Consider the following 25,218-nt stretch of genomic DNA (forward strand, 5'->3'; position numbering starts at 1 on the left):
TATGTTGATACGAGAGCGGGTGCACTGAGCGAAGGTGGCGACATCGTCCAACTCTTAAGGAGCGGGCTGCTGAAAGAGAGTGATATACGTGGTGAGTTGGCAGAGCTGATATCGGGCGCCCGTGACGGGCGGAAAGATGCACAAGAGATCACTCTCTTCAAATCCGTTGGTGCAGCGCTCGAGGATCTGGCCGCCGCCATCCTTGCCTATGAAATGGTGACGAGCCAAAAGTGAAGACCATGCCTTCTTTGCCGGAGCTTCCGGTTTCGCATGTGCTGCCCGATATCAGCGCGGCGCTTGGCAAGAAGAAGCGCGCGGTACTTTCGGCTCCTCCGGGCGCCGGGAAAACGACGCTCGTACCGCTTCATCTGCTTGGCCAGGCCTGGCGCGGCGATGGGAAGATAATCCTGCTGGAACCCCGCCGGCTGGCGGCACGCGCCGCGGCAAGCCGCATGGCGTCTCTGCTGGGCGAGCAGGTGGGCGAAACGGTCGGTTACCGCATGCGCCTGGACAACAGAATATCGGCGAGGACGCGGATCGAGGTTGTTACCGAGGGCGTCTTTGCCCGCATGATTCTCGATGATCCCGAACTCTCTGAAGTCTCCACCGTCATCTTCGATGAATTCCATGAGCGGTCGCTGGACGCCGATTTCGGCCTTGCGCTGGCGCTCGACGTTCAATCGGCGCTTCGCGAGGATCTTCGAATCCTTGTGATGTCGGCCACGCTCGATGTCGAGCGGGTGGCTGCATTGCTTGATCATCCGCCTATCATCGAAAGTACGGGGCGAAGCTTTCCGATTGATATTCGCTATCAGGACCGACCAGGCGGCGAGCGTATTGAAGACGCGATGGTGCGGGCGATCGTCGGTTTTCATGCAAGCGAATCCGGATCGATTCTCGCTTTCCTTCCTGGTCAGGCGGAGATCACCCGGACGGCAGAGCGGCTCGAGGGGCGGTTCGGCGCCGAGACGCTGATTGCACCGCTCTACGGCAATCTCAGCCAGAAGGAGCAGGATGCGGCGATCCGCCCTTCGGCACCGGGCACGCGCAAAATCGTGCTTGCGACCTCGATTGCCGAAACTTCGATCACCATCGACGGCGTGCGGATCGTGATCGACAGCGGGCTGCAGCGACTGCCGGTCTTCGAGGCATCGACGGGCATCACGCGGCTGGAAACCGTGCGGGTGTCTCGTGCGTCGGCCGATCAGCGTGCCGGCCGCGCCGGAAGAACAGAGCCGGGCATCGCCCTCCGCCTCTGGCATCAGGGGCAGACGGCGGCGCTTCCGGCGTTCACCCCACCACAGATTCTTTCGAGCGATCTTTCCGGTCTCGTGCTCGATCTTGCCCATTGGGGCGTTCAGGACACAAAATCGCTGGCCTTTGTCGATCAACCGCCGGAGACGACGATCAAGGAAGCGCGCGCGCTGCTGGTGCAGCTCGGGGCGCTGGACAAGGACGGCGCGTTGACGGCGCGCGGAAAGGTGATGCGCGACCTCGCCCTGCCGCCGCGGCTGGCTGCCATGGTGGTTTCGGCTGGTGAATCGGGTCATGCCAAGGATGCGGCGCTGATCTCCGTGCTTTTGACCGAGCAAGGGCTCGGCGGCGCCAGTATCGATCTGGAAGAGCGCCTCCGACGGTTCAAAGGCGAAAAGGGCGAAAGGGCCGAGGCTTCGAGACGGCTCGCGGGAAGGCTCTCGGAAGGCTTCAACAAGGTTTCGAGTGCTGAATCTGCGCATGCAGGAAGGCTTCTGCTGCACGCTTTCCCGGATCGGGTCGCACTTCAGCGTGGCGCGCGCGGGCGATATGTCATGGCGAATGGCCGCGGCGCGGAGCTGGCGGAGACCGAGCGGCTGGCCGGCAGCCAAATGCTCGTCATTGCCGATCTGACGGGCCGGGCCGCGCAGGGGAGAATTCTGGCGGCGGCGGACGTCTCCCGTGCCGACATAGAAGTTGAGCTGCCGGGTGAAATACGGACGGACGACCAGACCTTTTTCGATAGGCAGAGCCGGCAGGTGCGGGCACGTCGAGCCACAAGGCTCGGCGCGATCGTTTTCGAGGAAGCGCCGCTTCCGCGCCCCTCGGGCGAGGCGGTGGTGCGGGCGCTTGCGCAGGGATTGCAGGAGTTGGGGCTCGATCAGCTTCCCTTTTCCAAGGAGGCTCTGCAGCTTCGGGAGCGGATCGGCTTCCTGCACCGGACGATCGGTGAACCATGGCCCGATATGAGCGACGAAGCACTGCTTGACCGCATGGAAGACTGGTTCACCCCTTTCCAGACGGACGCGCGAGGGCTTTCGGATATTTCCGCCTCCGGCCTCTCCAACGGGCTGATGGCACTCGTGCCGCACGACCTGCAGCGCGATCTCGCACGGCTTGCACCGACGCATTTCGAGGCACCGACGGGGCAGCGCCATCCGATCCAGTATGACGGCGAAGAACCGACGCTGACGATCCGGGTACAGGAGCTTTTCGGTCTCAAGCAGCATCCGGCGGTCGCTGGTGGACGATTGCCCCTGCTGCTGGAGCTCACTTCGCCGGCCCACAGGCCAATCCAGACGACCCGCGACCTGCCCGGTTTCTGGGCTGGCTCGTGGAGGGATGTGCGCGCTGACATGCGGGGGCGTTATCCAAGGCATCCCTGGCCGGAGAAGCCCGACGAAGCGGCGCCGACGACAAGGGCAAAGCCTCGTGGTACATAATCTGCCGTCCTTGGAGCGCTGTGCGTCGATGCTGTAAGAGTATGGGCTGTAGGAGTATGGCGTGACTGAGAAGACTGAAACCCAGACACAGGAAGACAGGCTGAGCAGCCGCCGGCTGCGCTTGCAGACTTTGGTGCGATTGCGATGGCTGGCGGTCACCGGTCAGGCCGTAACGGTCTTTATCGTCGCCTTCCTGTTGAAATTCCCCCTGCCGCTGGTTGCCAGCTGCTCGCTGATTGCGGCACTCGCCTGGGTGAATTTCTATCTGATGATCCGCTATCCGCCGACCCACCGACTTGAGCCGCCTGCCGCTTTCGCGCTTTTGGGTTTCGATCTTCTGCAGCTCTGCGCGCTGCTGTTCATTACCGGCGGCCTTGCCAATCCCTTCGCGGCATTGGTCTGCGTTCCCGTCATCATTTCATTCGCCTCACAGCCGATCCGCTACAGCACGGCATTGATCGGCTTTGCGATGGTCTGCATTACCGTGCTTGCCTTTTCGCCCTTCCCGCTTCCGTGGTTCGACGGGATGGAAATCAATGTGCACAATGTCATGCAGTTCGGCGTCTGGTGCTCGATCGCCTCGACGATGGCCTTCGCCGCCTTCTATGCCTACCGGGTGTCGATGGAGGCGAGCCAGCTTGCCGACGCGCTGGCGGCAACCGAGCTGGTGCTGCAGCGGGAGAAACATCTTTCCCAACTCGACGGGCTTGCGGCCGCTGCAGCCCATGAGCTCGGCACGCCGCTTGCCACGATCAGCGTCGTTGCCAAGGAGATGGAGCGCGAACTCAAAAACGACGACCGGTTCCGCGAGGATGTGCAGCTTCTACGCAGTCAGAGCGAACGCTGCCGCGATATCCTTCGCCGGCTGACGACGCTCTCTGCCGAGGGCGAGGCGCATATGCGCCGGCTGCCCCTCTCCTCGATGATGGAAGAGATCGTCGCGCCGCATCGCGAATTCGGCATCAAACTGGAGCTGGTGGAGAAGAGCCCACGCAGGGGCGAGCCTGTTACCGACCGCAATGCCGGCATCATGTACGGGCTCGGCAACCTGATCGAGAATGCCGTCGACTATGCGCGGGAGAAAGTGACGGTCACGGTCGAGCACGATCACGAAAAGGTGCTCATCGTCATCGAGGACGACGGCAACGGCTACGCGCCCGATATTCTGACGCGGATCGGAGAACCCTACGTCACCAAACGGCAGAAGGAAGATACGGCTGGAGGCCTGGGACTGGGGCTTTTCATCGCCAAAACGCTGCTGGAGCGCTCCGGCGCATCTCTGGTTTTCGAAAACCGCGATCCGGAAAATGCCGGTGCTCGCATTCGAATCGAATGGCCGCGCGTATTGATAGACGCAAATTCGACAAAATGACTTTGTGGGCATAAACAGGATATAAGCGGTTGACGCATTTCCGACGCTCAACTGCCGGGACCGTAGCAATGACAGATCAGAACCACGAGATTTCCGCCGGCTCCAACGAGGAGCATATCGGGCCTGACCCGAGCCTGCTGATCGTCGACGACGACGGCCCCTTTCTCCGTCGCCTGGCACGGGCTATGGAGGCACGCGGCTTTCATGTGGAAACGGCCGAATCGGTGGCGGAAGGTGTGGCCAAGTCCAAGGGCAGGCCGCCGAAATATGCGGTGGTCGACCTAAGACTCGGCGACGGCAATGGTCTCGATGTTATCGAAGCGATTCGCCAGCGGCGTGACGACACACGCATCATTGTGCTGACGGGCTACGGCAATATCGCCACCGCCGTGACCGCCGTGAAGCTCGGGGCTGTGGATTACCTGGCAAAACCCGCCGACGCCGATGATGTGTTTGCGGCGCTGACGCAACGGCCAGGGGAAAAGGCGGAACTGCCTGAGAACCCCATGTCGGCGGATCGCGTACGCTGGGAGCATATCCAACGTGTCTATGAAATGTGCGAGCGCAACGTGTCTGAGACGGCGCGCCGGCTCAACATGCATCGCCGTACCCTACAGCGCATCCTCGCCAAACGCGCACCGAAATAATTAGACATCGTCCACGTTGAACGGTTTGCCATTTGCCCATTCGGCCATCATCAGCCGCTGCGCTGCTGCACGCGAGAAGTTAAGCGTAACAGCCTTGCGGGTCGCCGGCGGCAGGCGGTGTTCGGGTGCTTCACGCAGCATATGCGCCCCGTAACCATCTGAAAGAAAAAGGCCGCACTCCTCCGGGAAGATATCCAGGGGCACATCCTGGTGTGTTGCGAAGAATAGCCGATCGCAATGCAGACGGTAATCCGGCCATTTGCGATCGACCTTAAAGTCCTCGATCGACGTCTTGATCTCGATGATCCAGAGCTCTCCTTTTTCAGAGATTGTAATCAAATCGGCCCGGCGGCCGCTCGCCAGCGGCAGTTCCGGCAGCACCGCGTGGCGCATATCGTGGAGCAAAATCTGCATGCCACGGCGCACCATCATGGCCCTGTCCGATTGCCGGCCATCGATTAACGGATTGTTATTGTAAACGCTCAAAATCGTCATGGATAACCATCAAGTGGGGTTGGCCGTTGTTGCAAAAAAGCCATGCGCTTTTAATTTGCGGCTCAGATGGATTTTGTCGCACCGCACCAGCCTTGCAAAGGCAAAGTTAATCGAAAATAAACCATAAATAACGATGGTCGAAAGACTATCCTCCAATTGCCCAAAACCTTCACGAGTCATCCATGCGCATCCGCAATGCATTCCCTGTATTTGGCCTGCTGGCGACCCTGGCACTGGCCGGTTGCTCCACGACGTCCGAGACTGCGTCCAACGACAAGGGCGCGGGTCCGACCGTTCAGACGGCACAAATCTTCAACGACGCCTATGGCGTAACCTCGGATGCCGGATACTCTCTGCCGGCAATACCGATCAACCGCGTCAAGCCGGAATTCCGCCGCCAGATCGTCAGCTACCAGAGCGACGAGCGTCCCGGCACGATCATCGTCAACACGCGTGAGCGTCACCTCTATTATATCCTGCCCAACGGCAAGGCCGTCCGCTACGGCATCGGCGTCGGCAAGCAGGGCTTCGCATGGTCCGGCACGGCTTACGTCGCCTGGAAGCAGGAATGGCCAAACTGGCACCCGCCGAAGGAAATGGCCGTTCGTCGTCCTGAAATCGCTAAGTATGTCGAAGACGGCATGGGTCCAGGCCTCACCAACCCGCTCGGCGCACGTGCCATGTACCTCTTCAACGAAGAGGGCAAGGACACGCTCTTCCGCCTGCACGGCACTCCGGAATGGGCCTCGATCGGCACTGCCGCTTCGTCGGGCTGCATCCGCCTGATGAACCAGGACGTGATCGATCTCTACAGCCGCGTCCGTCCGGGCAAGACCACCTCCAAGGTCATCGTTATCCAGTAAGCTAAAAACCGAATTCGGTATAAAAAAGGCCGCCGGACTTTAGGTTCGGCGGCCTTTTTGTATCTGCAGGTTCAGGCTCGCGAGGTCTGCTTCGCCTTGAGCTCGATGCGGCGGCGATGCAGGACCGGCTCGGTGTAGCCGTTCGGCTGTTCCCTGCCCTTCAGGACCAGATCGAGTGCTGCCTGGAAGGCGATCGAATCATCGAAGTGTCCGGCCATCTGGATATAGGCCGAATCGCCGGCATTCTGCTGGTCGACGACAGCGGCCATACGCTTCATCGTTTCGATGATCTGCTCCTTCGTGACGATCTTGTGGTGCAGCCAGTTCGCCATGTGCTGGGCGGAAATCCGCAGTGTCGCGCGATCTTCCATAAGGCCGACATTGTTGATGTCAGGCACCTTGGAGCAGCCGATGCCCTGGTCGACCCAACGCACGACGTAACCCAGAATGCCCTGGGCATTGTTGTCGAGTTCGCGCTGGATTTCTTCCGGCGTCCAGTTCGGCCGTACAACGACCGGCACCGAGAGGATATCGGAGAGCTTGGCGCGGGTGCGATCCTTCAGGCCCTCCTGCACCTTGGCGACATTGATCTGGTGGTAGTGCGTGGCATGCAGAGTGGCGGCCGTCGGTGACGGCACCCAGGCGGTATTGGCGCCGGCCTTCGGATGGGCGATCTTCTGCTCCAGCATCGCGGCCATCAGATCTGGCATGGCCCACATCCCCTTGCCGATCTGCGCGTGGCCGGAGAGGCCGCATTCGAGGCCGATATCGACATTCCAGTTTTCGTAGGCGCCGATCCAGGCGGCCTGCTTCATGTCGCCTTTGCGGATCATCGGGCCGGCTTCCATAGAAGTGTGGATTTCATCGCCGGTGCGATCGAGGAAGCCCGTGTTGATGAAGACGACCCGTTCGCGGGCAGCCCGGATGCATTCCTTGAGATTGACCGTCGTGCGGCGCTCCTCGTCCATGATGCCCATCTTGATGGTGTTACGTGCCATGCCGAGGGCATCTTCAACGCGGGAGAATATCTCGACTGCGAAGGCGACCTCTTCGGGGCCATGCATCTTCGGCTTGACGACATACATGGAGCCGACGCGCGAATTCTTACGGCGTCCCGATGGGCCGACATCATAAAGCGCGATGAGACCGGTGATCACGGCATCCATGATGCCCTCCGGCACCTCGTTGCCGTCGCGATCGACGATCGCCGGATTGGTCATGAGGTGACCGACATTGCGCACGAGCATCAACGAGCGGCGATGCAGTTCGAAGGTCTCACCGTCGGGCGCCGTGTAGGCGATATCCGGATTGAGCTTGCGAACGAATGTCGAACCGGCTTTGGCCACCTCCTCCTGCAGGTCGCCCTTCATCAGGCCGAGCCAATTGCGGTAAACGACGACCTTGTCCTCGGCATCGACAGCGGCAATGGAATCTTCGCAGTCCATGATCGTGGTGATGGCCGATTCCAGCCAGACGTCGGAAATATGAGCCGGATCGGTCTTGCCAATCGGGGTCGAGGCATCAAGCACGACCTCGATATGGATGCCGTTATTCTTCAAGAGAATATGGGTCGGCGCATTCGCATCGCCGCGATAGCCGGCAAAGTGTCCGGCATCTTTCAGCGCCAGTGCTTTGCCATCGACGGCAACAATCGCCAGAGCACCATTCTTGACGGCGAAGGAGCCGACATTCTTCCAGGAGCTGCCGCTGAGGGGAACGGCGGAATCGAGGAAATTGCGCACCCAGGCGATGACCCTTTCGCCGCGCTTGGGGTTGTAGCCCTTGCCCTTTTCGGCGCCATCCGTTTCCGGGATGGCATCGGTGCCATAGAGTGCGTCATAGAGCGAACCCCAGCGGGCATTGGCGGCATTCAACGCGTAGCGGGCGTTCATGACGGGAACGACGAGCTGCGGGCCGGCAAGAGAGGCGATCTCGGCATCGACATTGGCAGTCGAAACCTGAAAATCCGGGCCCTCAGGCAGGAGATAGCCGATCTCTTTCAGGAAGGACTGATAGGCGTCCATATCCGTCGGTGCGCCGTTCCGGCGATACCAGTCGTCGATCTTTGCCTGCAGCTGATCGCGCTTCAAAAGCAGCGAGCGGTTCTTCGGCGCCAGATCATGCACGACCGCCGAGAAGTCGGCGAAGAACTTGTCCGCATCGATGGCGAGGCCCGGCAACGCCTCCTTCACGAGGAAATCATGAAGGACGGCTTCGATGAAGAGACCATTCTTTTCAATGCGGCTCATGCGGTGTCTCCCTTGCAGTGGCAGCTTTTCATGCTGCCACTTTGCCCGGCTTTCATTCACAGTCAATTCAGCAACAATTCGAAAGATTTATGCAGGCTTGGAAACAGTCCGGCGGGTCACGCGCATCGGAAGGCCGTTTTGCGGCTGCGTCGTCAGCTTCTGCACCGGCCAGGGATTCGTCTGATCGGTCGAATCGAAACGATAGTGCTGCATCAGGACGGCCAGTGCGATAACCGCCTCCTGAAGCGCAAAGGTGGCGCCGATGCAGACGCGCGGACCAGCGCCGAAAGGCAGGAATTGAAAACGGCCGATGGAGGCACGGTTTTCCGGCAGAAATCGCTCCGGCATATAGGCGCGCGGCCGATCCCAATGGAGCTCATGGCGATGCAGCGTCCAGGGCATGACGAGCACGGTGACGCCAGCTTCGATTTCGACACGCTCGCCCTTGGGGCTGGTCCAGGAATCATCTGCGATGGCAGCGCGATTGATCGAAGGAGCTGGCGGATAAAGGCGGAGCGCCTCCTCGAAGGCGGCATGCGTCTGCGGCATCAGATCCGGCCATTCGACCGGCTCTGCGCCTGATGCAAGGACCCTATCGATCTCCTCTTCCATCGCGTCGCGGATATGCGGGCTGTTGGAGACACAATAGAGCGTCCAGGCGAGCGCGCGGGCAGTTGTCTCGTGGCCGGCACCGATGAAGGTCAGGATATTATCCTCGATCTCCTCCTTCGTCAGGCCATCGGGACCGGCCTGCTCCAGCAGCAGGGTCAGGAAATCGTTTGGTGCCGTGCTACGGTCGGCCTTCATCTTGGCAAGCCGCATATCCATGGTGTTGCGGACGATGGCGCGGAATTTCTCCAGGACCTTCTGGCCGCCGATGCGTGTCACACGTGGAACCCAGGACGGCGCCCGCAGCAGATCCATCGGATCGACGCGGCCCATGCGGTGCAGCAGCTCGTTGACATCATCGGCAAAGTGGCCGCTCGATGTGACGATCTCACCGGAAAACAACGTGTCGGCGAGAATGGCGAAGGTCAGCTCCGTCATGTCGGTGCTGATATCGAAAATCGTGCCGGCCTCGCCGGCATCTGCATATTTGCGGGCGTAGTCTTCCGACTGGCGCAGCATCTGGCTTGCAAAGCCCTTGGCATGCCGGGGCGTGAAGACAGGGGCGACTGCCTTACGCGAGCGCTTCCAGACAGGGCCTTCCGCCGTCAGAAGCCCATCGCGGAGGATCGGGCGCAGGACGAGTTGACGGACATCGGACATGCGGTAGTTGTTGGCGTTATCGACCAGCACATGTTTGATAAGGCCGGGATCGTTGACGATCAGCGTTCTCTGGCCGAAGAAATTGGTGCGGATCCAGGGCAGCGTATAGGACGGTTCGCCCCAGAGCTCGAGCGGGTTGCGGAAAATCGTCCTGATGATCTCAAGCCGCGACGGAGGCACGGTGCGCGGCAGCGGTGCCGGCGGTACGAAGGGTTCCGGACGCATGTCCATCAGCATAGCCTTTCCCGGGAGATATCGTCTTCCCGGCAGGCCTGAAGTTAGAGCAGGCCCTTGAGCTGGTCCAGTTTGTCGTTGATCAGCCAGCCGTAATAATTCTCTTCCGGCCAGACCATCGTGCCGGAGGAGCGATTCTTAGCGGCAAGGGCTGCGGCGCGCTGGCGGGAATTGCCAACATTATAAAGCGTCGCCGTAACCCCCGGATTGTTAGAGATATCCATGCCGGCGATCTCCTTGTAGTCGTCGATCGACCGGCGGATCGAGGCCGCGACGAAGGCGAGCGAGATGTCTGGGTCCATGATCGCCTTGTAGACGGAGCCGGCATTCTTTTCGTTGAGCTTCGGATAGCCGGAAACACGGGACACCAGATCGGACAGCATCAACGCTGTCAGTGGGTTGACCTGGCCGAGGCCGAAGGTCTGGCCGGCATAGAAGGGCTGGAAGAAGACGGCGCTGAAGCGATTGTTGGGGAAGCTCTTGCCGTCGACCGTCTTGCCGCGGAAATCGCTTTCCCAGACATCCTCGCGGCAGCTCCAGAGCGTGTAGGAATCGCTCTTGCCGTTGCAGGCGGCAAATTGCGGCCGGTCGACGAAATCGTCGACACTCTCGCCATCATAGGCAAAACGGAAGCTCTGACCGGCATAGGAAGCGGCCTTCACATAGTAGGCCTGCAGGCGGTCATAGGCATCGACATTATAAGTATGTTCGCCGACGATCGCGCCGATCACATGAATGGGATTGATACCATAGGCATTCGAAACCTTCTTGATCTTGCCCATGAGTTCATGGTCGGTCGACAGGAGGTCGTACACCTTCTCATATTTGATATCGAAGGTCGTCTTGGTGCCCTTGGTGCGGCGGACCGAAGCGCCTGGAATATCCGGCTGCTCGGCATGACGGTTGCCGGGCGGAACAGCCTGCGCCGCAAGCGCAGGAACCGAACTCGCAATGGTCATGGCAATCACAAGGCTTGTCAAAAGGCGTCGCACGATCTGCTTTCCCGTCTTTCCCTGTCGTCTTCGTGTCGCGGCTGACTGAACCAGAATCTTGTCCGAATAAAGCCGTACAAAAAACAAAGCGGGCCTTTCACTAAAAAGTAAAAGGCCCGCTGTCGAGAGTTCAGATCGTCAAAGTTTCTGCGTTAGCTGCGCAAAGACAGGAAACGATGTTTCCCGATCACAGGATGAAGCGCGACAGGTCGGTATTCTGCGCAAGATCGCCGACATGCTCGCGCACGTAAGCGGCGTCGATCTTCACATCCGTACCGGCGCGATCCGGTGCGTTATAGGAGATGTCGTCCAGTACCCGCTCCATGACCGTCTGCAAGCGGCGCGCGCCGATATTTTCGACGGAGGAGTTCAGATGGACGGCGACATCGGCGAGCGCATCGATCGCGTCATCGGTGAAATCGAGCGTCAGGCTTTCGGTTTCCATCAGCGCCTTGTACTGGCGAATGAGGCTTGCCTCTGTTTCCGTCAGGATGCGGCGGAAGTCTTCCTTGTTCAGCGGACGAAGCTCGACGCGGATCGGCAAGCGGCCCTGCAATTCCGGCAGCAGATCCGACGGCTTGGAAACATGGAAGGCGCCGGAGGCGATGAAGAGGATGTGATCCGTCTTCACCGGGCCGTATTTGGTCGAAACCGTCGTGCCTTCGACGAGCGGCAGCAGGTCACGCTGGACGCCTTCGCGGGAAACGCCAGCACCGGCGCCGCCGTCACGAGCCGCGATCTTGTCGATTTCGTCGAGGAAGACGATGCCGTCATTTTCAACCGAGCGCACAGCCTCGCGCTGAATGACTTCATTATCGATCAGCTTGTCGGACTCGTCGCGGACCAGGTCGGTGTAGGAGGCCTTCACCGTGGTACGCACCTTCTTGGTGCGGCCGCCCATCGCCTTGCCGAACATTTCCGACAGGTTCAGTACGCCGATATTGGCGCCCGGCATGCCGGGAATATCGAAGCCGCCCATTCCGGAGCCGGTATCGGCTACTTCGATATCGATTTCCTTGTCGTCGAGTTCGCCATTGCGCAGCTTCTTGCGGAAGCTTTCGCGTGTGGCAGGCGAGGCCGTCGCACCGACCAGCGCATCGAGAACACGCTCTTCGGCGCTCATATGGGCCTTGGCCTGAACCTCCGTACGCTTCTTTTCGCGTATGAGGCCGATGCCGACCTCGACGAGATCGCGGATGATCTGCTCGACATCACGGCCGACATAACCGACCTCGGTGAACTTCGTAGCCTCGACCTTGATGAAAGGTGCGCCGGCGAGCTTGGCGAGGCGACGGGAGATTTCCGTCTTGCCGACGCCGGTCGGACCAATCATCAGGATATTCTTCGGCATAACTTCATCGCGCAGGCTCGGATCGAGCTGATGACGGCGCCAGCGGTTGCGCAACGCAATCGCTACGGCGCGCTTGGCCTCATGCTGGCCGATGATGTAGCGATCGAGCTCGGAAACGATCTCGCGGGGAGAAAAGGTTGTCATAGTCTGTCATTCTCCTGGCGGTCCAGGGCCATAAGAAGCGCCCGGCCGTAATTCGTATTTGTTTCGCCAAGTCTTTGAAAGCCCGCCTTGGTATAGGCTCTGATTGCGAAGATGTTGTCAGGGTGCGGATCGACCAGCACCCGGTTTTTGCCCTTCTTGAAAAGCTTCCGGCAGAAATCTGCCATGAAGGCCGGGCCGTGGCCCTTTCCCAGAAGCGTTTCGATGCCGATAAACTGATCGATGCCACAGGTGCCCTGGGGCTGACCGTCCAGCGCAGCATCGTCTTCACCATCGAGATCCGCCACCTGAATGAAAGCAAAATCCCTGCCGTCCAACATTACGATGTAGGGTTCGACTAAGGGATCACGCAGATGTTCCCCAATCGAGACCAGCGCCTCCTCCGGCTCGCTCCACCAGCGGCGGACATGCGGCTGCTCAAGCCATTCGGCCAGGAGCGTCAGATCAGCCGCCGTGACGGGACGGAAGCCATAATCCGTCATTCCGCGTCCAGCGTTTCCACGATGACATTGTGGTTTGTATAGACGCAGATGTCGGCAGCGATATCGAGCGCACGACGGGCGATGTCTTCTGCCGACTTGTCCGTGTCGGTAAGCGCAAGAGCCGCGGCAAGCGCGAAATTACCGCCCGAACCGATAGCGGCAACGCCATGTTCGGGCTCCAGCACATCGCCATTGCCGGTAATGGCGAGCGTCACCGACTTGTCGGCGACCAGCATCATGGCTTCGAGATTGCGAAGGTAGCGGTCAGTGCGCCAGTCCTTGGCAAGCTCGACGGCGGCGCGCATCAGCTGGCCCGGATATTGTTCCAGCTTCTTTTCAAGCCTCTCCAGAAGGGTGAAGGCATCAGCGGTCGCACCAGCGAAACCGGCGATAACTTCGCCCTTGCCGATGCGGCGGACCTTGCGGGCGTTACCTTTCATGACGGTCTGGCCGAGGCTGACCTGGCCGTCGCCGGCCACCACGACCTTGCCGCCTTTTCGAACTGTAATAATTGTCGTCATCAAACACCTGTTGCCCCAACTCACGGGCGGTTCCAGCGGGCCGAACACCGGCCCTGTTGAACCCTATGTAAGAGGGTACGCGGCGATTGCAAATGGCCTTCCTTTTCTGCCCTCCCACTTCTGGATATTTCGCAATGCGCCTGATAAGGAACCACCTTGATTTCAAGGAGAAAGCCATATGGCCGAGACCGCAGCAAGCCGCACGGGCAGTGTTTCCCGCAAGACCAACGAGACCTCCATTTCCGTTTCCGTCAATCTCGACGGCACCGGTAAATCGACGATTTCGACGGGCGTCGGCTTCTTCGACCATATGCTGGATCAGCTTTCGCGACATTCGCTGATCGATATGGAAATCGAGTCCAAAGGCGACCTGCATATCGACGACCATCATACGGTCGAGGATACCGGCATCGCCATCGGCCAGGCGATCGCGAAGGCGCTCGGTGACCGCCGCGGCATTACCCGCTATGCCTCGATCGATCTCGCCATGGACGAGACGATGACGAAGGCTGCCGTCGATCTCTCCGGCCGCCCCTTCCTCGTCTGGAACGTTTCCTTCAGCGCGCCGAAGATCGGGACGTTCGATACCGAACTGGTGCGCGAATTTTTCCAGGCGCTTGCCCAGAATGCCGGGATCACCCTGCATATTCTCAATCACTATGGTGCCAACAACCACCATATTGCAGAAACATGTTTCAAGGCCGTCGCCCGCGTCCTGCGCACGGCGACAGAGATTGATCCACGGCAGGCGGGCCGTGTTCCCTCGACCAAGGGCACGCTCGCCTGAGCCCCATCAGGGAGCGTCAGATGGCATCCAGCTACGTTTTTCTTGTTCCGCCTGATGGTCAGCGCGAGGACACGCGCACGATCCGTGACGGTTTCTCGTGGCTTGCCTTCCTCTTTCCCTGGATCTGGCTGCTTGCGCATCGCCTCTGGCTTCATGCGATCATTGCGTTCGCGCTGCAGGCGATCGGCGGCGTGCTGACGGAGGAACCGGGTTTCGGGCCGGCGGGAATGGCTCTCGCCTTTGGCGTCAACCTGTTCGTCGGGTTCGAAGGACAGAATTTCCGCATCCGCAGTCTCGCCTCCCGCGGCTGGCGCGAGGAGGCCGCGATCGGCGCTTCCTCGATCGATCTCGCGGAAGAGATCTATTTTTCCAACATCGAGACCGGTGCCGATTTTAAGGTGCCCGAATGGAACCAGACTTCCAGTCCGCAGACGCGGCCGGGTCATTCCACTTCGCTCGGTCTCTTCGGTTTTGACGGAGGGCGCAAATAATGCGCGTCGCGATTATCGACTACGGCTCTGGCAATCTGCGCTCGGCCACCAAGGCTTTCGAACGCGCGGCCCGTGAAGCCGGCATCGAGGCGGAGATCAATCTGACCGACAAGGCGGAGATCGTTGCCGCGGCAGACCGTATCGTGCTGCCGGGCGTAGGCGCTTATGCCGATTGCCGCCGCGGGCTCGATGCCGTGCCCGGCATGACGGAAGCCCTGCTCGAAGGCGTCGAGCGGAAGGCGCGCCCTTTCCTCGGCATTTGCGTCGGCATGCAGCTCATGTCCTCACGCGGTCTTGAGAAGACGACAACCCAAGGCTTCGGCTGGATTCCGGGCGATGTCGTGGAGATGACGCCTGCCGATCCGGAGTTGAAGATCCCGCAGATCGGCTGGAACACGCTCGACCTGAAACATGAACATCCGCTTTTCGACGGCATCCCAACCGGGCCAGATGGTCTGCACGCTTATTTCGTGCACTCCTACCATCTCGCCGCCGAAAATGCCGGCGACGTCATTGCCACCACAGACTACGGCGGGCCGATGACGGCCTTTGTCGGGCGGGACAATATGGCCGGTTCTCAATTCCACCCGGAAAAAAGCCAGAAGCTTGGCTTGGCGCTGATCGCGAATTTCCTTCGCTGGGCGCCGTAAGGGCTGTCTTTTAATACGCGCGCCTTATTTCCCCTGTAGTTGAGGGGGTAGAGACAGGAGCACGCTCCATGCCGGCTTCGCCGAAATCAGGCAAGATATTCTACAGGCTCCGGCCTGCTAGGGAGGGCCAGCCGCCCTTCGTCGATATCCGGCTGCCAGGCGGCACGATCGTCCGCCAAGTTGATGAAGCCTTGCACCGCAAAGCGCTCTCCAATGCTGCCAAGACTCTGAAAGAAAGGCTCGGCGGCTGATGCAGGAAAGCTTTCCAGGAAACGAAAATTCACGGCTGCGATCGGGCGAGATAAGCGCCGGCGATCTCGCCGAAGCCGTATTGGAATTCTATATCGAAGGCGAGGATGACCTGATCGGCCTGCTTGCCTATGCGCTATACGAGCGTCAGAAGCGCGACTTCATCGTCAGCCATCGCAAGCGCAATGCCGGCCGCTCGCCCAATGAGGCAGAAATCGCAGCAGTGACCAGCAACTACCTCTCGTCCGACCTGCGCAATACTCTGCGCGACCGTGCCTCGCAGATCCTTTCGAGCTATGCCGAAACCTATGTCGAAGCCATGGAGCCCCAGATTCAGCTCGTCGCGACCAACAGCGAGGCATTGCGCCAGGTACGCGATATCGAAAAGTCGGTAAAGAAGCGCACCGGCTTTTGGCGCCAGGTACGGGTGGGTTTCACCATAACCTTGCTGCTAATCGTGCTTTTTGCCGCGCTCACCATTGCCGCTGTCTTTTTTCGCTCGGATATCGTAGATGCGTGGAATGCACTGATGGTGCCAACGACGCTACGGACTTGAGACGAATGATCCTTTTTCCCGCGATCGACCTGAAGGGCGGACAATGCGTTCGCCTGAAGCTCGGCGACATGCAACAGGCAACGGTCTATAACACCGATCCGGCCGCCCAGGCGAAATCCTTCGAAGAGCAGGGGTTCGAATGGCTGCATGTGGTCGATCTCGACGGCGCCTTTGCGGGACATTCAGCCAATGGCGATGCGGTTGAGGCGATCCTCAAGGCCACGAAGAACCCAGTTCAGCTTGGCGGCGGCATCCGCACGCTCGATCATATCGAAAACTGGCTGTCGCGCGGGCTGCGCCGCGTCATTCTCGGTACCGTCGCCGTCCGTGACCCGGCGCTCGTCGTCGAAGCCTGTAAGGCATTTCCGGGCCGTGTCGCCGTCGGCATCGATGCCAAAGGCGGCAAGGTGGCCGTCGAAGGCTGGGCGGAGGCTTCCGAACTCGGGATCATCGAACTCGCAAAGAAATTCGAGGGCGCCGGTGTTGCCGCAATCATCTATACGGATATCGATCGTGATGGCATCCTGACCGGCATCAACTGGACATCGACACTGGAGCTGGCGGACGCTGTTTCGATCCCCGTTATCGCATCGGGCGGCCTCGCCTCGATCGAAGACATCAAGCGCATGCTGCAGCCGGATGCGCGCAAGCTCGAAGGCGCCATTTCCGGCCGCGCCCTCTACGACGGCCGGATCGATCCCAAGGAGGCGCTCGATCTTATCAGGGCCGCTCGGGCGAAGGAGACTGCATAATGAGCCTAAAAGCCCGCGTGATCCCCTGCCTCGACGTCAAGGACGGCCGTGTCGTCAAGGGCGTCAATTTCCTCAATCTGGTCGATGCCGGCGATCCCGTAGAAGCGGCCAAGGCCTATGATGCGGCCGGTGCCGACGAGCTCTGCTTCCTCGACATCACCGCCTCCTCGGACAATCGCGAGACGATCTTCGATGTCGTGGCGCGCACCGCCGAGCAGTGCTTCATGCCGCTTACCGTCGGCGGCGGCGTTCGCACCATAGCCGATATCCGCAAACTGCTGCTTTGCGGGGCTGACAAGGTCTCGATCAATTCGGCCGCGGTCAACAATCCGGATTTCGTGGCTGAGGCAGCCGACAAGTTCGGCGACCAGTGCATCGTCGTGTCGATCGATGCCAAGCGCCGCCTGACACAGCAGGTCGGCGGCGACAATCTCAGCGCCTGGGAGATCTATACGCATGGCGGCCGCAACGCTACCGGCATCGACGCGGTGGAATTCGCCCAGAAGATGGTTGCCCGCGGCGCCGGTGAACTGCTCGTCACCTCCATGGACCGCGACGGCACGAAGATCGGCTACGATCTGGAACTGACCCGGGCGATTGCCGATTCTGTCCGCGTGCCCGTCATCGCCTCTGGTGGTGTCGGGGATCTCGACGACCTTGTGGCCGGCGTGAAGGACGGCCATGCCAATGCGGTGCTTGCCGCGTCCATCTTCCACTTCGGCACCTATTCCGTCGGCGAAGCGAAGCACTATATGTCTGAACGCGGCATTGCGATGCGGCTCGACTGAGTTTGAAAGCAGCACCATGAGCGGATTTTCCCTTTCCGACCTCGAGCGGATCGTCGAAGAGCGGTCAAAGGCCTCACCCGAGGAATCCTGGACCGCCAAGCTGGTGGCCGCCGGTCAGCCGAAAGCGGCCAAGAAACTTGGCGAGGAAGCGATCGAAGCGGTCATGGCCGCCGTCACCAACGACCGCGATAACCTCACCTATGAAGCAGCCGACGTTCTCTATCACCTAATGGTCGTATTGAAGATTGCTGAAATACCGCTAGAGAATGTCATGACCGAACTTGCGCGGAGGACCGCGCAATCCGGCCTCAAGGAAAAGGCCAGCCGGCAGAGTTCATGAGCATCGCGACGCAGATTATCGGAGTGGCGGAAAAGCTGGATCACTTCCAGACTGCATCCTTTTCCCCCTATCACTTCTTCACATCGAAACAGTGGGCGAAGTTTCGTGCCGACACGCCGATGACCCTGACGGCCGACGAGGTCAAACGGCTCCGCTCCATGGGCGACCCGATCGACCTCGACGAAGTCAGGCGCATCTACCTGTCGCTCTCGCGCCTGCTTTCCGCGCATGTGGAATCCTCGCAGCTGCTGTTCGAGCAGCGCAACCGGTTCCTCAGCCTGTCGGACGTGGCGAAGACCCCGTTCGTGATCGGCATTGCCGGATCGGTGGCCGTCGGCAAATCCACGACGGCGCGTATCCTGAAAGAGCTGCTTGGCCGGTGGCCTTCCAGCCCAAAGGTCGATCTCGTCACCACCGACGGCTTTCTCCATCCGAATGCCGTGCTGAAGCGCGAGAACCTGATGCAGCGCAAGGGTTTTCCGGAAAGTTACGACACCGGCGCAATCCTGCGTTTCCTGTCGGCGATCAAGGCCGGCCTGCCGGATGTGAAGGCGCCTTCCTATTCGCACCTCGTCTATGACGTGCTGCCGGACGAATATAAGATCGTCGACCGGCCTGACATCCTGATCTTCGAGGGCATCAATGTCCTGCAATCGCGCGACCTGCCGGCAGACGGCAAGATCGTGCCGATGGTCTCCGACTTCTTCGACTTCTCGATCTATATCGACGCCGAGGAAACACAGATCCATAACTGGTATGTGACACGCTTCATGCGGCTCAGGGAAACGGCCTTCCGGGATCCGAATTCCTACTTCCACCGATATGTATCGATCAGCGAGGAGGAAGCGGTTGCGATCGCAGAGGACCTCTGGGCGAACATCAACCTCAAGAACCTGCGCCAGAACATTCTGCCGACACGGCCTCGTGCCGATCTCATCCTGCGCAAGGGCAAGGATCATCTGATCGAGCAGGTGGCGCTGCGCAAACTCTGAAGAACGTGGATCAGGGATTGACGCGGCGGAGCGTCAGGTTGATGCGGCCGCCGTTCTTCAGAAGCGTCGAGGTGGCCGGATAGATGCGATCGACGCCGTGGAAGCAGAGCCGCCCCTCCCCGCCGAGAATGACGAGATCACCGCTCGACAGTTTGAAGGACATGGTCTTGTTGCGATTCACTCCACCCACGCGAAACAGGCAGGCATTGCCAAGGGAAATCGAGACAACCGGCGCCTTCAGATCATTTTCATCCCTATCCTGATGCAGGCCCATGCGCGCCTCATCCGAATAGAAATTGATGAGGCAGGCCTCCGGCGGCTTGTTATAGCCCGAAACGTCGTTCCAAGTATCAAGCAGTTCCTGCGGGATTGCCGGCCATGACTTGCCGGTTGCCGGATGCAACGGTTGATAGCGATAGCCGCGCTCCTTATCCGTGACCCAGCCGAGCGAGCCGCAATTGGTCATCCGTACCGACATCGGCTTACCGGTGCCGGGCATGACCGGCACGTAGAGCGGTGCCTCCGCCACGATATTTCTGATTATGCCGACCAGTGCTTCCTGTCGGGTGCGATCCAGATATTCGGGAAGATGGCGGACGCCGCTCAGGAGTGCCGGCATATCACTCTCCGCCGCCCGGCCGGCCGCGCATCTTCTTGACTTCGGAGCGGCCGGATTTTTCCTTCAGGCGCCGCTCGACCGAGCCTTTGGTCGGCTTTGTCTTTTTACGCGGCGGCGGCGGTGGCTTGGCGGCCTCCAGGACCAGTTCCTTCAGCCGCTCGCGCGCATCCTCGCGGTTGCGATCCTGGCTGCGGAACCGGCTTGCCTCGATCATCAATACGCCGTCCTTCGACATGCGCCTGCCGGCAAGTTTGATCGCATTGGCCTTGACCCGCTCGTTGAGTGAGGGCGAGTTCGGGATGTTGAAGAAGAGCTGAACGGCGGTCGACACCTTGTTGACGTTCTGACCGCCCGGACCGCCCGCCAGAACGAACTGTTCCGTCAGCTCCCATCCGGCGATGGTGATCCTGTCGTTGATATAAAGCGCGTCGCTGGCCATACCGCCTTCTAGCGCATAATGACTGCGAATTGAAAGCGGGTGAAACCCGACCGGAGCGACCGGGTTTCACGTGAATCGACTGATTCCAATGCCGAATTACTCGGCAGCGACCTTGATGCCGGGCGCTGCATCACGCACGCCGCCGTCGACATGGTTTTCGAACTTGGCGAAGTTGGCGATGAACATGGAGATCAGCTTTTCAGCCTGCGCGTCATAGGCCTGCTTGTCGGCCCAGGTCGAACGCGGATCGAGGATGCCGGTATCAACGCCTTCGACTGCGACCGGAACGGCAAAGCCGAAATTCGGATCGGCGCGAAGCTCGACCTTGGCAAGTTCGCCTGAAAGGGCGGCCGTCAGCAATGCACGGGTTGCCTTGATGGGCATGCGCTTGCCGATGCCATACGCGCCACCGGTCCAACCTGTGTTGACCAGCCAGCACTCGACGCCGTGTCGGCCGATCAGCTCCTTCAGCAGATTGCCGTATTCTGCGGGATGGCGCGGCATGAAGGGTGCTCCGAAGCAGGTCGAGAAGGTCGCTTCCGGCTCCGTGACACCTTTTTCCGTGCCTGCCACCTTGGCGGTGTAGCCCGAAAGAAAGTGGTACATGGCCTGATCGGGAGTCAGCTTGGCGATCGGGGGCATGACGCCGAAAGCGTCGGCCGTCAGCATGATGATCGTCTTCGGATGAGGCGCAAGGCCGGTTTCCGATGCATTCGGAATGAAATCCATCGGGTAGGCGCAGCGCGTGTTTTCCGTCAGCGATGCGTCGTCGAAATCCGGCTCGCGGTTTTCGTTGAGAACAACGTTTTCAAGGACGGTGCCGAAACGCTGTGTCGTGGCGTAGATTTCCGGCTCGGCCTCTGCCGAGAGGCGAATGGTCTTGGCGTAGCAGCCGCCTTCGAAATTGAAGATGCCGTTTTCGCCCCAGCCATGCTCGTCATCGCCGATCAATGTGCGGGCCGGATCGGCCGAAAGCGTCGTCTTACCGGTGCCCGAGAGACCGAAGAAGACGGCGGCATCGCCTGCCGGGCCGACATTGGCCGAGCAGTGCATCGGCATGACGCCCTTGGCGGGCAGCAGATAGTTCAGCACGGTGAAGACCGATTTCTTCATCTCGCCGGCATAGGAGGTGCCGGCGATCAGCACGATGCCGTTCGTGAGATCGCAGGCGATCACCGTTTCGGTGCGGCAGCCATAACGCTCCGGATCGGCCTTGAAGCTCGGCAGGTCGATGATCGTCAGCTTCGGTGCGAAGCTTGCAAGCGTCTCGGCCTTCGGACGGATCAGCAGGTTGCGGATGAAGAGCGAGTGCCAGGCGAATTCGGTCACAACGCGAGTCGGCAGCGCGTGGCCTGCATCGGCGCCGCCGACGAGATCCTGTACGAAGAGGTCTTTGCCGGCGGCGTGGGCCAGCATGTCCTTATGCAGCAGGGCGAAATGCTCCGGCGACATCGGCTTGTTGTTGTCCCACCAGATCTGGCCATCGGTGTTTTCATCGCGGACGACGAACTTGTCGCGTGGCGAGCGGCCCGTATGCTGGCCGGTGGTCGCGCGAAGAGCGCCCTGGGCTGTCAGTTCGGCCTCTCCCCGGCGAATCGATTCCTCATAGAGAAGAGCGGCGGAGAGGTTGTAACGTACGCTCCGTACGTCGCTGAAACCGATCGTCGCCAGCTCGATTGCCTGGTTATGAACTCCGAACGTCTCCATAGCTTTTCCCTTCGCTGAGGCGCCTTGGCCATTAAAATCTGCCTGAAAGTAAAAGGAGAAATTTTAAATGGCAATAGCCCTAATCACAAAAAATACAATGATATCAAATAATTAATCGATTTAAATTTCGGAAATCCATTTTAAATCGTTTGAAGACCTTCTGTTGAAACAACTTGTCGCACCACTTCCGATTGTGGATCATCAGGACTGGCAATCTACCCCTTTATCTTTGCCACAATTTGTTCCACCTTTATCCTCCATAAGCGCAACCGGTCACGAAGACCGCCTGGGGACGACCAATCCGGGAGATTGCGCACTGATGACGGAGACCAACACCATGCCGACAATCGCGCTCGTTGATGACGACCGCAACATCCTCACTTCCGTGTCGATTGCACTGGAAGCCGAAGGATATAAGGTCGAGACCTACACGGACGGCGCTTCCGCGCTGGATGGTCTACTTGCCCGCCCGCCGCAGTTGGCGATTTTCGATATCAAGATGCCACGCATGGACGGCATGGAGCTGCTGCGCCGCCTCCGCCAGAAATCGGACATGCCCGTCATCTTTCTCACCTCCAAGGATGAAGAGATCGACGAACTCTTCGGCCTGAAGATGGGCGCCGACGATTTCATCACCAAACCCTTCTCGCAGCGTCTTCTGGTCGAGCGTGTTCGCGCCGTTTTGCGCCGTGCTTCGAGCCGTGAGGCAGCCGCAACCGGCGGCGTTGCCACCGTCGGTACGCCAAAGGCGGGTGCGGTTCAGCAGGCCCGTTCGCTCGAACGCGGCCAACTGGTCATGGACCAGGAACGCCACACCTGCACCTGGAAGGGTGAGGCCGTCACCCTCACCGTCACTGAATTCCTGATCCTGCATTCGCTGGCCCAGCGCCCGGGTGTGGTGAAAAGTCGCGACGCCCTGATGGATGCTGCCTATGACGAACAGGTGTATGTTGACGACCGCACCATCGACAGCCACATCAAGCGGCTGCGCAAGAAGTTCAAGATGGTCGATACAGACTTTGATATGATTGAAACGCTTTACGGTGTGGGTTACCGCTTCCGCGAAGCAGCCTGACGCTTCAAAGCGCAGGGAGAGACGAATGAGGGCGGCGGGCCGGTTAAGCCGGCCCCACCCTCCGAAAGGGCCGTGATTGGCACAGTTGGTGCAGGAAAGGGATCTGGATGATGCGGAGGGCGTGAGCACCCGACGCGTCAGAGGTCGGCGTTGGTCGCATCCCTTCACCCTGATCCGCCGCATCTTCGGCAATGCCGTCTTTTCCAGCCTGACGCGCCGTATCGTCTTCTTCAATCTTGCGGCCCTGCTCGTCCTCGTCGGTGGTATTCTCTACCTCAACCAGTTCCGCGAAGGCCTGATCGACGCGCGTGTCGAGAGCCTGCTGACACAGGGTGAAATCATCGCCGGCGCGGTTTCTGCCTCGGCCTCCGTCGATACGAACTCGATTACCATCGATCCGCAGAAGCTGCTCGAACTGCAGGCCGGCCAGAGCATTACGCCGGTCCCGAACGACGAAGATCTCGAATTCCCGATCGATCCGGAAAAGGTGGCACCCGTTCTTCGGCGCCTGATCTCGCCGACCCGCACCCGCGCCCGCATCTTCGATGCCGATGCCAATCTGCTGCTCGATTCCCGGCATCTCTATTCGCGTGGCCAGGTTCTGCGTTTCGACCTGCCGCCGGTGGAAGAAGAAAAACAGACCTGGAGCGAATGGTTCACAGCCCTCTTCAACAAGGCCCTGCAGCCGGGCAACCTTCCGGTCTACAAGGAAGCGCCTGGTGGCGACGGCTCGATCTATCCCGAGGTGATGAACGCGCTGACGGGCGTACGCGGCGCAGTCGTGCGTACGACGGAAAAGGGTGAGCTCATCGTTTCAGTTGCCGTACCGATCCAGCGCTTCCGGGCCGTGCTCGGCGTACTGCTACTGTCGACGCAGGCCGGCGATATCGACAATATCGTGCATGCCGAACGTCTCGCCATCATGCGCGTGTTCGGCGTTGCGACGCTCGTCAACGTATTGATGGCGCTCGTGCTTTCCTCGACCATCGCCAATCCGCTGCGCCGGCTTTCGGCGGCGGCCATCCGGGTGCGCCGCGGCGCCAAGGAACGCGAGGAAATTCCGGACTTTTCGGCGCGCCAGGACGAAATCGGCAACCTTTCCATTGCGCTGCGCGAAATGACGACGGCCCTTTACGACCGGATCGATGCGATCGAGAGCTTTGCGGCCGATGTCAGCCATGAGCTGAAGAACCCGCTGACCTCGCTGCGCAGTGCCGTCGAGACGCTGCCGCTCGCCAAGTCCGACGATTCCAAGAAACGGCTGATGGATGTCATCCAGCACGATGTCCGCCGTCTCGACCGTCTGATCAGCGATATATCCGATGCATCCCGCCTCGATGCCGAGCTTGCGCGTGTCGATGCCGGATCTGTCGATCTGGAAGTATTTCTGCGTGACCTCATCGACGTATCGCGCCAGATCCGCAGCACCAAGAAGAAGGTCGAGATCGACTATGCCGTCGATCGCAAGCCGAACGTCAAGACGCGCTTTGTCGTCAAAGGACATGACCTGCGTATCGGCCAAATCATCACCAACCTGATTGAAAATGCCCGCTCCTTCGTGCCGGAGCAGAACGGCAGGATCACGGTGCGTCTGGTCCGTACCCGTTCCCGCTGCGTTGTTTATATCGAAGATAACGGTCCGGGCATCCAGGCAGAGAATATCGACCGCATCTTCGAACGCTTTTATACCGACCGGCCGGAATCTGAAGGCTTCGGCCAGAATTCCGGCCTGGGGCTTTCCATCAGCCGGCAGATCGCCGAGGCGCATGGCGGTTCATTGCGGGCCGAAAACATCGTCGACGACGAGAGCGGCAAGCTGCTCGGCGCCCGCTTCATCCTTGCCCTTCCGGCCGATGCCGCGGCATGATCAACATCCACGCCACCGCAATCGTCATCGGAAAGACCGGCCTGCTGTTCACCGGCCCCTCAGGCTGGGGCAAGTCGATGACCGCTTTTACCTGCATGGCGGAGGCGCGGCGGCAGGGCGTTTTTTCTGTTCTGGTGGCCGATGACCAAATATTTCTTTCGAAACAGGATGGAGCAATCATTGCTGCCTGTCCGCCCGCTATTGCCGGGCTCATCGAATTGCGCGGCACCGGGATCGTAAAGCACGATCATATCGCTGAGGCAGAGATGCATTTTGCGATCCTGCCGGCCAGCCCCACAGGAGAAAACCGGCTCCCTGCGGACGGAGAAACCGTCGTTCTTGCCGAGGGTTTCGAGTTGCCTGTATTGCGATTGTTGCCCAATCTTCCGCTGCCTCTTGCCGTGTTGATGGCAAAAGCGCCGGAAATCGGAAGTTGAGGCCTTCCGGACGGCCTGGTACGGCCTATATATTTGTATTTTTATCTTGCACTTCGGCTTTTGATCGCCAAGATGTGCCCCCACCGGTGGACGTAATTGCTGCGTTGCGATATTGGGGCCACGGTTTGCGTATGCC

At 60.0% G+C, this 25,218-nt stretch carries 28 protein-coding genes (1 of these 28 running past the window's edge); 17 read left to right on the forward strand and 11 right to left on the reverse strand.

Annotation, left to right across the window (positions count from 1 at the left end; genetic code table 11):
- The 4 genes from lhpI to H4W29_RS09235 form a co-directional block, all read left to right on the forward strand.
- Positions 1 to 234 carry the final stretch of a bifunctional Delta(1)-pyrroline-2-carboxylate/Delta(1)-piperideine-2-carboxylate reductase gene (gene lhpI, locus H4W29_RS09220; RefSeq protein WP_192728655.1) on the forward strand. It extends 714 nt beyond the left edge of the window, so 234 of the gene's 948 nt are visible here — the last part of the coding sequence; its start codon lies beyond the left edge, outside the window; the stop codon is at positions 232 to 234.
- Positions 235 to 239: 5 nt separating this feature from the next.
- On the forward strand, positions 240 to 2,696 hold the full coding sequence (hrpB, locus tag H4W29_RS09225; RefSeq protein WP_192728656.1) for an ATP-dependent helicase HrpB: 2,457 nt from the start codon (positions 240 to 242) through the stop codon (positions 2,694 to 2,696).
- Between the two features lie 61 nt (positions 2,697 to 2,757).
- Positions 2,758 to 4,068 (forward strand): ActS/PrrB/RegB family redox-sensitive histidine kinase, encoded by a 1,311-nt coding sequence (locus tag H4W29_RS09230; protein WP_192728657.1) that lies wholly within the window; start codon positions 2,758 to 2,760, stop codon positions 4,066 to 4,068.
- A gap of 68 nt (positions 4,069 to 4,136) precedes the next feature.
- Positions 4,137 to 4,715 (forward strand): ActR/PrrA/RegA family redox response regulator transcription factor, encoded by a 579-nt coding sequence (locus tag H4W29_RS09235; protein WP_025670009.1) that lies wholly within the window; start codon positions 4,137 to 4,139, stop codon positions 4,713 to 4,715.
- On the opposite strand, the gene H4W29_RS09240 is transcribed toward H4W29_RS09235, so the two are convergent.
- Positions 4,716 to 5,210: an MmcB family DNA repair protein gene (locus H4W29_RS09240; RefSeq protein WP_192728658.1), complete on the reverse strand. Its 495-nt coding sequence runs from the start codon at positions 5,208 to 5,210 to the stop codon at positions 4,716 to 4,718.
- 9 nt (positions 5,211 to 5,219) lie between these two features.
- Positions 5,220 to 5,390, reverse strand: a complete 171-nt coding sequence (locus H4W29_RS09245; RefSeq protein ID WP_192728659.1) for a hypothetical protein — start codon at positions 5,388 to 5,390, stop codon at positions 5,220 to 5,222.
- Positions 5,391 to 5,392: 2 nt separating this feature from the next.
- Here H4W29_RS09245 and H4W29_RS09250 point away from each other — a divergent pair, with 2 nt between their 5' ends.
- Positions 5,393 to 6,073 carry a L,D-transpeptidase gene (locus H4W29_RS09250; protein WP_192728660.1) on the forward strand — a complete coding sequence of 227 codons (681 nt, stop codon included), beginning with the start codon at positions 5,393 to 5,395 and terminating at the stop codon, positions 6,071 to 6,073.
- 71 nt (positions 6,074 to 6,144) lie between these two features.
- Here the strand turns inward: H4W29_RS09250 and H4W29_RS09255 are convergent, their stop codons facing one another.
- From H4W29_RS09255 to hslV, 6 genes are all read right to left on the reverse strand, one after another.
- Positions 6,145 to 8,322: a malate synthase G gene (locus H4W29_RS09255; RefSeq protein WP_192728661.1), complete on the reverse strand. Its 2,178-nt coding sequence runs from the start codon at positions 8,320 to 8,322 to the stop codon at positions 6,145 to 6,147.
- Between the two features lie 87 nt (positions 8,323 to 8,409).
- The gene (locus H4W29_RS09260; protein ID WP_192730698.1) at positions 8,410 to 9,822 is read right to left on the reverse strand and encodes a cytochrome P450; all 1,413 of its coding nucleotides are present in this window, start codon (positions 9,820 to 9,822) and stop codon (positions 8,410 to 8,412) included.
- Between the two features lie 47 nt (positions 9,823 to 9,869).
- Positions 9,870 to 10,817 (reverse strand): DUF1402 family protein, encoded by a 948-nt coding sequence (locus tag H4W29_RS09265; RefSeq protein ID WP_192728662.1) that lies wholly within the window; start codon positions 10,815 to 10,817, stop codon positions 9,870 to 9,872.
- A gap of 187 nt (positions 10,818 to 11,004) precedes the next feature.
- A complete protein-coding gene (gene hslU, locus H4W29_RS09270; protein WP_112545008.1) occupies positions 11,005 to 12,312 on the reverse strand; it encodes an ATP-dependent protease ATPase subunit HslU in 1,308 nt (435 codons plus the stop codon).
- Positions 12,309 to 12,812 carry a GNAT family N-acetyltransferase gene (locus H4W29_RS09275; RefSeq protein ID WP_192728663.1) on the reverse strand — a complete coding sequence of 168 codons (504 nt, stop codon included), beginning with the start codon at positions 12,810 to 12,812 and terminating at the stop codon, positions 12,309 to 12,311. The genes hslU and H4W29_RS09275 overlap by 4 nt, the downstream gene beginning before the upstream one ends.
- Positions 12,809 to 13,333, reverse strand: a complete 525-nt coding sequence (gene hslV, locus H4W29_RS09280) for an ATP-dependent protease subunit HslV (RefSeq protein ID WP_112970644.1) — start codon at positions 13,331 to 13,333, stop codon at positions 12,809 to 12,811. The genes H4W29_RS09275 and hslV overlap by 4 nt, the downstream gene beginning before the upstream one ends.
- Positions 13,334 to 13,511: 178 nt before the next feature.
- On the opposite strand from hslV, the gene hisB reads away from it, so the two are divergent.
- The 9 genes from hisB to coaA all read left to right on the forward strand — a co-directional run bounded on the left by hisB (position 13,512) and on the right by coaA (position 18,938).
- Positions 13,512 to 14,120, forward strand: coding sequence for an imidazoleglycerol-phosphate dehydratase HisB (gene hisB, locus H4W29_RS09285; RefSeq protein WP_112545005.1), 609 nt, complete (start codon positions 13,512 to 13,514; stop codon positions 14,118 to 14,120).
- A gap of 20 nt (positions 14,121 to 14,140) precedes the next feature.
- On the forward strand, positions 14,141 to 14,611 hold the full coding sequence (locus tag H4W29_RS09290) for a DUF2628 domain-containing protein (protein ID WP_192728664.1): 471 nt from the start codon (positions 14,141 to 14,143) through the stop codon (positions 14,609 to 14,611).
- On the forward strand, positions 14,611 to 15,261 hold the full coding sequence (gene hisH, locus H4W29_RS09295; protein ID WP_113322134.1) for an imidazole glycerol phosphate synthase subunit HisH: 651 nt from the start codon (positions 14,611 to 14,613) through the stop codon (positions 15,259 to 15,261). The genes H4W29_RS09290 and hisH overlap by 1 nt, the downstream gene beginning before the upstream one ends.
- Positions 15,262 to 15,329: 68 nt before the next feature.
- A complete protein-coding gene (locus H4W29_RS09300) occupies positions 15,330 to 15,512 on the forward strand; it encodes a hypothetical protein (protein WP_192728665.1) in 183 nt (60 codons plus the stop codon).
- Positions 15,509 to 16,066, forward strand: a complete 558-nt coding sequence (locus H4W29_RS09305) for a hypothetical protein (protein ID WP_192730699.1) — start codon at positions 15,509 to 15,511, stop codon at positions 16,064 to 16,066. The genes H4W29_RS09300 and H4W29_RS09305 overlap by 4 nt, the downstream gene beginning before the upstream one ends.
- A 5-nt stretch (positions 16,067 to 16,071) precedes the next feature.
- On the forward strand, positions 16,072 to 16,818 hold the full coding sequence (gene hisA / locus H4W29_RS09310; RefSeq protein WP_192728666.1) for a 1-(5-phosphoribosyl)-5-[(5-phosphoribosylamino)methylideneamino]imidazole-4-carboxamide isomerase: 747 nt from the start codon (positions 16,072 to 16,074) through the stop codon (positions 16,816 to 16,818).
- Positions 16,818 to 17,606 (forward strand): imidazole glycerol phosphate synthase subunit HisF, encoded by a 789-nt coding sequence (gene hisF, locus H4W29_RS09315; protein ID WP_192728667.1) that lies wholly within the window; start codon positions 16,818 to 16,820, stop codon positions 17,604 to 17,606. The genes hisA and hisF overlap by 1 nt, the downstream gene beginning before the upstream one ends.
- A 16-nt stretch (positions 17,607 to 17,622) precedes the next feature.
- A complete protein-coding gene (locus tag H4W29_RS09320) occupies positions 17,623 to 17,946 on the forward strand; it encodes a phosphoribosyl-ATP diphosphatase (protein WP_192728668.1) in 324 nt (107 codons plus the stop codon).
- On the forward strand, positions 17,943 to 18,938 hold the full coding sequence (coaA, locus tag H4W29_RS09325; protein WP_192728669.1) for a type I pantothenate kinase: 996 nt from the start codon (positions 17,943 to 17,945) through the stop codon (positions 18,936 to 18,938). The genes H4W29_RS09320 and coaA overlap by 4 nt, the downstream gene beginning before the upstream one ends.
- A gap of 10 nt (positions 18,939 to 18,948) precedes the next feature.
- Here the strand turns inward: coaA and H4W29_RS09330 are convergent, their stop codons facing one another.
- From H4W29_RS09330 to H4W29_RS09340, 3 genes are all read right to left on the reverse strand, one after another.
- The gene (locus tag H4W29_RS09330; protein WP_192728670.1) at positions 18,949 to 19,557 is read right to left on the reverse strand and encodes an alpha-ketoglutarate-dependent dioxygenase AlkB family protein; all 609 of its coding nucleotides are present in this window, start codon (positions 19,555 to 19,557) and stop codon (positions 18,949 to 18,951) included.
- Position 19,558: 1 nt separating this feature from the next.
- Complete coding sequence (gene arfB / locus H4W29_RS09335) at positions 19,559 to 19,996, reverse strand: alternative ribosome rescue aminoacyl-tRNA hydrolase ArfB (protein WP_192728671.1); 438 nt, start codon at positions 19,994 to 19,996, stop codon at positions 19,559 to 19,561.
- A 96-nt stretch (positions 19,997 to 20,092) separates the two neighbouring features.
- Positions 20,093 to 21,703, reverse strand: a complete 1,611-nt coding sequence (locus H4W29_RS09340; RefSeq protein WP_192728672.1) for a phosphoenolpyruvate carboxykinase — start codon at positions 21,701 to 21,703, stop codon at positions 20,093 to 20,095.
- Positions 21,704 to 22,040: 337 nt separating this feature from the next.
- Between H4W29_RS09340 and H4W29_RS09345 the strand changes: the two genes are divergently transcribed.
- The 3 genes from H4W29_RS09345 to H4W29_RS09355 all read left to right on the forward strand — a co-directional run bounded on the left by H4W29_RS09345 (position 22,041) and on the right by H4W29_RS09355 (position 25,082).
- Positions 22,041 to 22,778, forward strand: a complete 738-nt coding sequence (locus H4W29_RS09345) for a response regulator transcription factor (protein WP_192730700.1) — start codon at positions 22,041 to 22,043, stop codon at positions 22,776 to 22,778.
- A gap of 76 nt (positions 22,779 to 22,854) precedes the next feature.
- Positions 22,855 to 24,645, forward strand: a complete 1,791-nt coding sequence (locus H4W29_RS09350) for a sensor histidine kinase (protein WP_192728673.1) — start codon at positions 22,855 to 22,857, stop codon at positions 24,643 to 24,645.
- Complete coding sequence (locus tag H4W29_RS09355; protein WP_192728674.1) at positions 24,642 to 25,082, forward strand: HPr kinase/phosphorylase; 441 nt, start codon at positions 24,642 to 24,644, stop codon at positions 25,080 to 25,082. The genes H4W29_RS09350 and H4W29_RS09355 overlap by 4 nt, the downstream gene beginning before the upstream one ends.
- The last annotated feature ends 136 nt before the right edge of the window (positions 25,083 to 25,218 follow it).

Source organism: Rhizobium viscosum, from assembly GCF_014873945.1.
Lineage (GTDB): Bacteria > Pseudomonadota > Alphaproteobacteria > Rhizobiales > Rhizobiaceae > Rhizobium > Rhizobium viscosum.

Bases quoted from the DNA above. Each gene is read 5' to 3' on its own strand.
- hrpB (WP_192728656.1), top strand. From the start codon at position 240: ATGCCTTCTTTGCCGGAGCTTCCGGTTTCGCATGTGCTGCCCGATATC.
- hisH (WP_113322134.1), top strand. From the start codon at position 14,611: ATGCGCGTCGCGATTATCGACTACGGCTCTGGCAATCTGCGCTCGGCC.
- H4W29_RS09275 (WP_192728663.1), bottom strand. From the start codon at position 12,812: ATGACGGATTATGGCTTCCGTCCCGTCACGGCGGCTGATCTGACGCTC.
- H4W29_RS09330 (WP_192728670.1), bottom strand. From the start codon at position 19,557: ATGCCGGCACTCCTGAGCGGCGTCCGCCATCTTCCCGAATATCTGGAT.
- H4W29_RS09240 (WP_192728658.1), bottom strand. From the start codon at position 5,210: ATGACGATTTTGAGCGTTTACAATAACAATCCGTTAATCGATGGCCGG.
- H4W29_RS09245 (WP_192728659.1), bottom strand. From the start codon at position 5,390: ATGACTCGTGAAGGTTTTGGGCAATTGGAGGATAGTCTTTCGACCATC.
- H4W29_RS09320 (WP_192728668.1), top strand. From the start codon at position 17,623: ATGAGCGGATTTTCCCTTTCCGACCTCGAGCGGATCGTCGAAGAGCGG.
- hslV (WP_112970644.1), bottom strand. From the start codon at position 13,333: ATGACGACAATTATTACAGTTCGAAAAGGCGGCAAGGTCGTGGTGGCC.
- H4W29_RS09355 (WP_192728674.1), top strand. From the start codon at position 24,642: ATGATCAACATCCACGCCACCGCAATCGTCATCGGAAAGACCGGCCTG.
- H4W29_RS09260 (WP_192730698.1), bottom strand. From the start codon at position 9,822: ATGGACATGCGTCCGGAACCCTTCGTACCGCCGGCACCGCTGCCGCGC.
- H4W29_RS09345 (WP_192730700.1), top strand. From the start codon at position 22,041: ATGCCGACAATCGCGCTCGTTGATGACGACCGCAACATCCTCACTTCC.
- hslU (WP_112545008.1), bottom strand. From the start codon at position 12,312: ATGACAACCTTTTCTCCCCGCGAGATCGTTTCCGAGCTCGATCGCTAC.
- H4W29_RS09255 (WP_192728661.1), bottom strand. From the start codon at position 8,322: ATGAGCCGCATTGAAAAGAATGGTCTCTTCATCGAAGCCGTCCTTCAT.
- H4W29_RS09340 (WP_192728672.1), bottom strand. From the start codon at position 21,703: ATGGAGACGTTCGGAGTTCATAACCAGGCAATCGAGCTGGCGACGATC.
- H4W29_RS09235 (WP_025670009.1), top strand. From the start codon at position 4,137: ATGACAGATCAGAACCACGAGATTTCCGCCGGCTCCAACGAGGAGCAT.
- H4W29_RS09250 (WP_192728660.1), top strand. From the start codon at position 5,393: ATGCGCATCCGCAATGCATTCCCTGTATTTGGCCTGCTGGCGACCCTG.
- coaA (WP_192728669.1), top strand. From the start codon at position 17,943: ATGAGCATCGCGACGCAGATTATCGGAGTGGCGGAAAAGCTGGATCAC.
- H4W29_RS09300 (WP_192728665.1), top strand. From the start codon at position 15,330: ATGCCGGCTTCGCCGAAATCAGGCAAGATATTCTACAGGCTCCGGCCT.
- H4W29_RS09290 (WP_192728664.1), top strand. From the start codon at position 14,141: ATGGCATCCAGCTACGTTTTTCTTGTTCCGCCTGATGGTCAGCGCGAG.
- hisF (WP_192728667.1), top strand. From the start codon at position 16,818: ATGAGCCTAAAAGCCCGCGTGATCCCCTGCCTCGACGTCAAGGACGGC.
- arfB (WP_192728671.1), bottom strand. From the start codon at position 19,996: ATGGCCAGCGACGCGCTTTATATCAACGACAGGATCACCATCGCCGGA.
- hisA (WP_192728666.1), top strand. From the start codon at position 16,072: ATGATCCTTTTTCCCGCGATCGACCTGAAGGGCGGACAATGCGTTCGC.
- hisB (WP_112545005.1), top strand. From the start codon at position 13,512: ATGGCCGAGACCGCAGCAAGCCGCACGGGCAGTGTTTCCCGCAAGACC.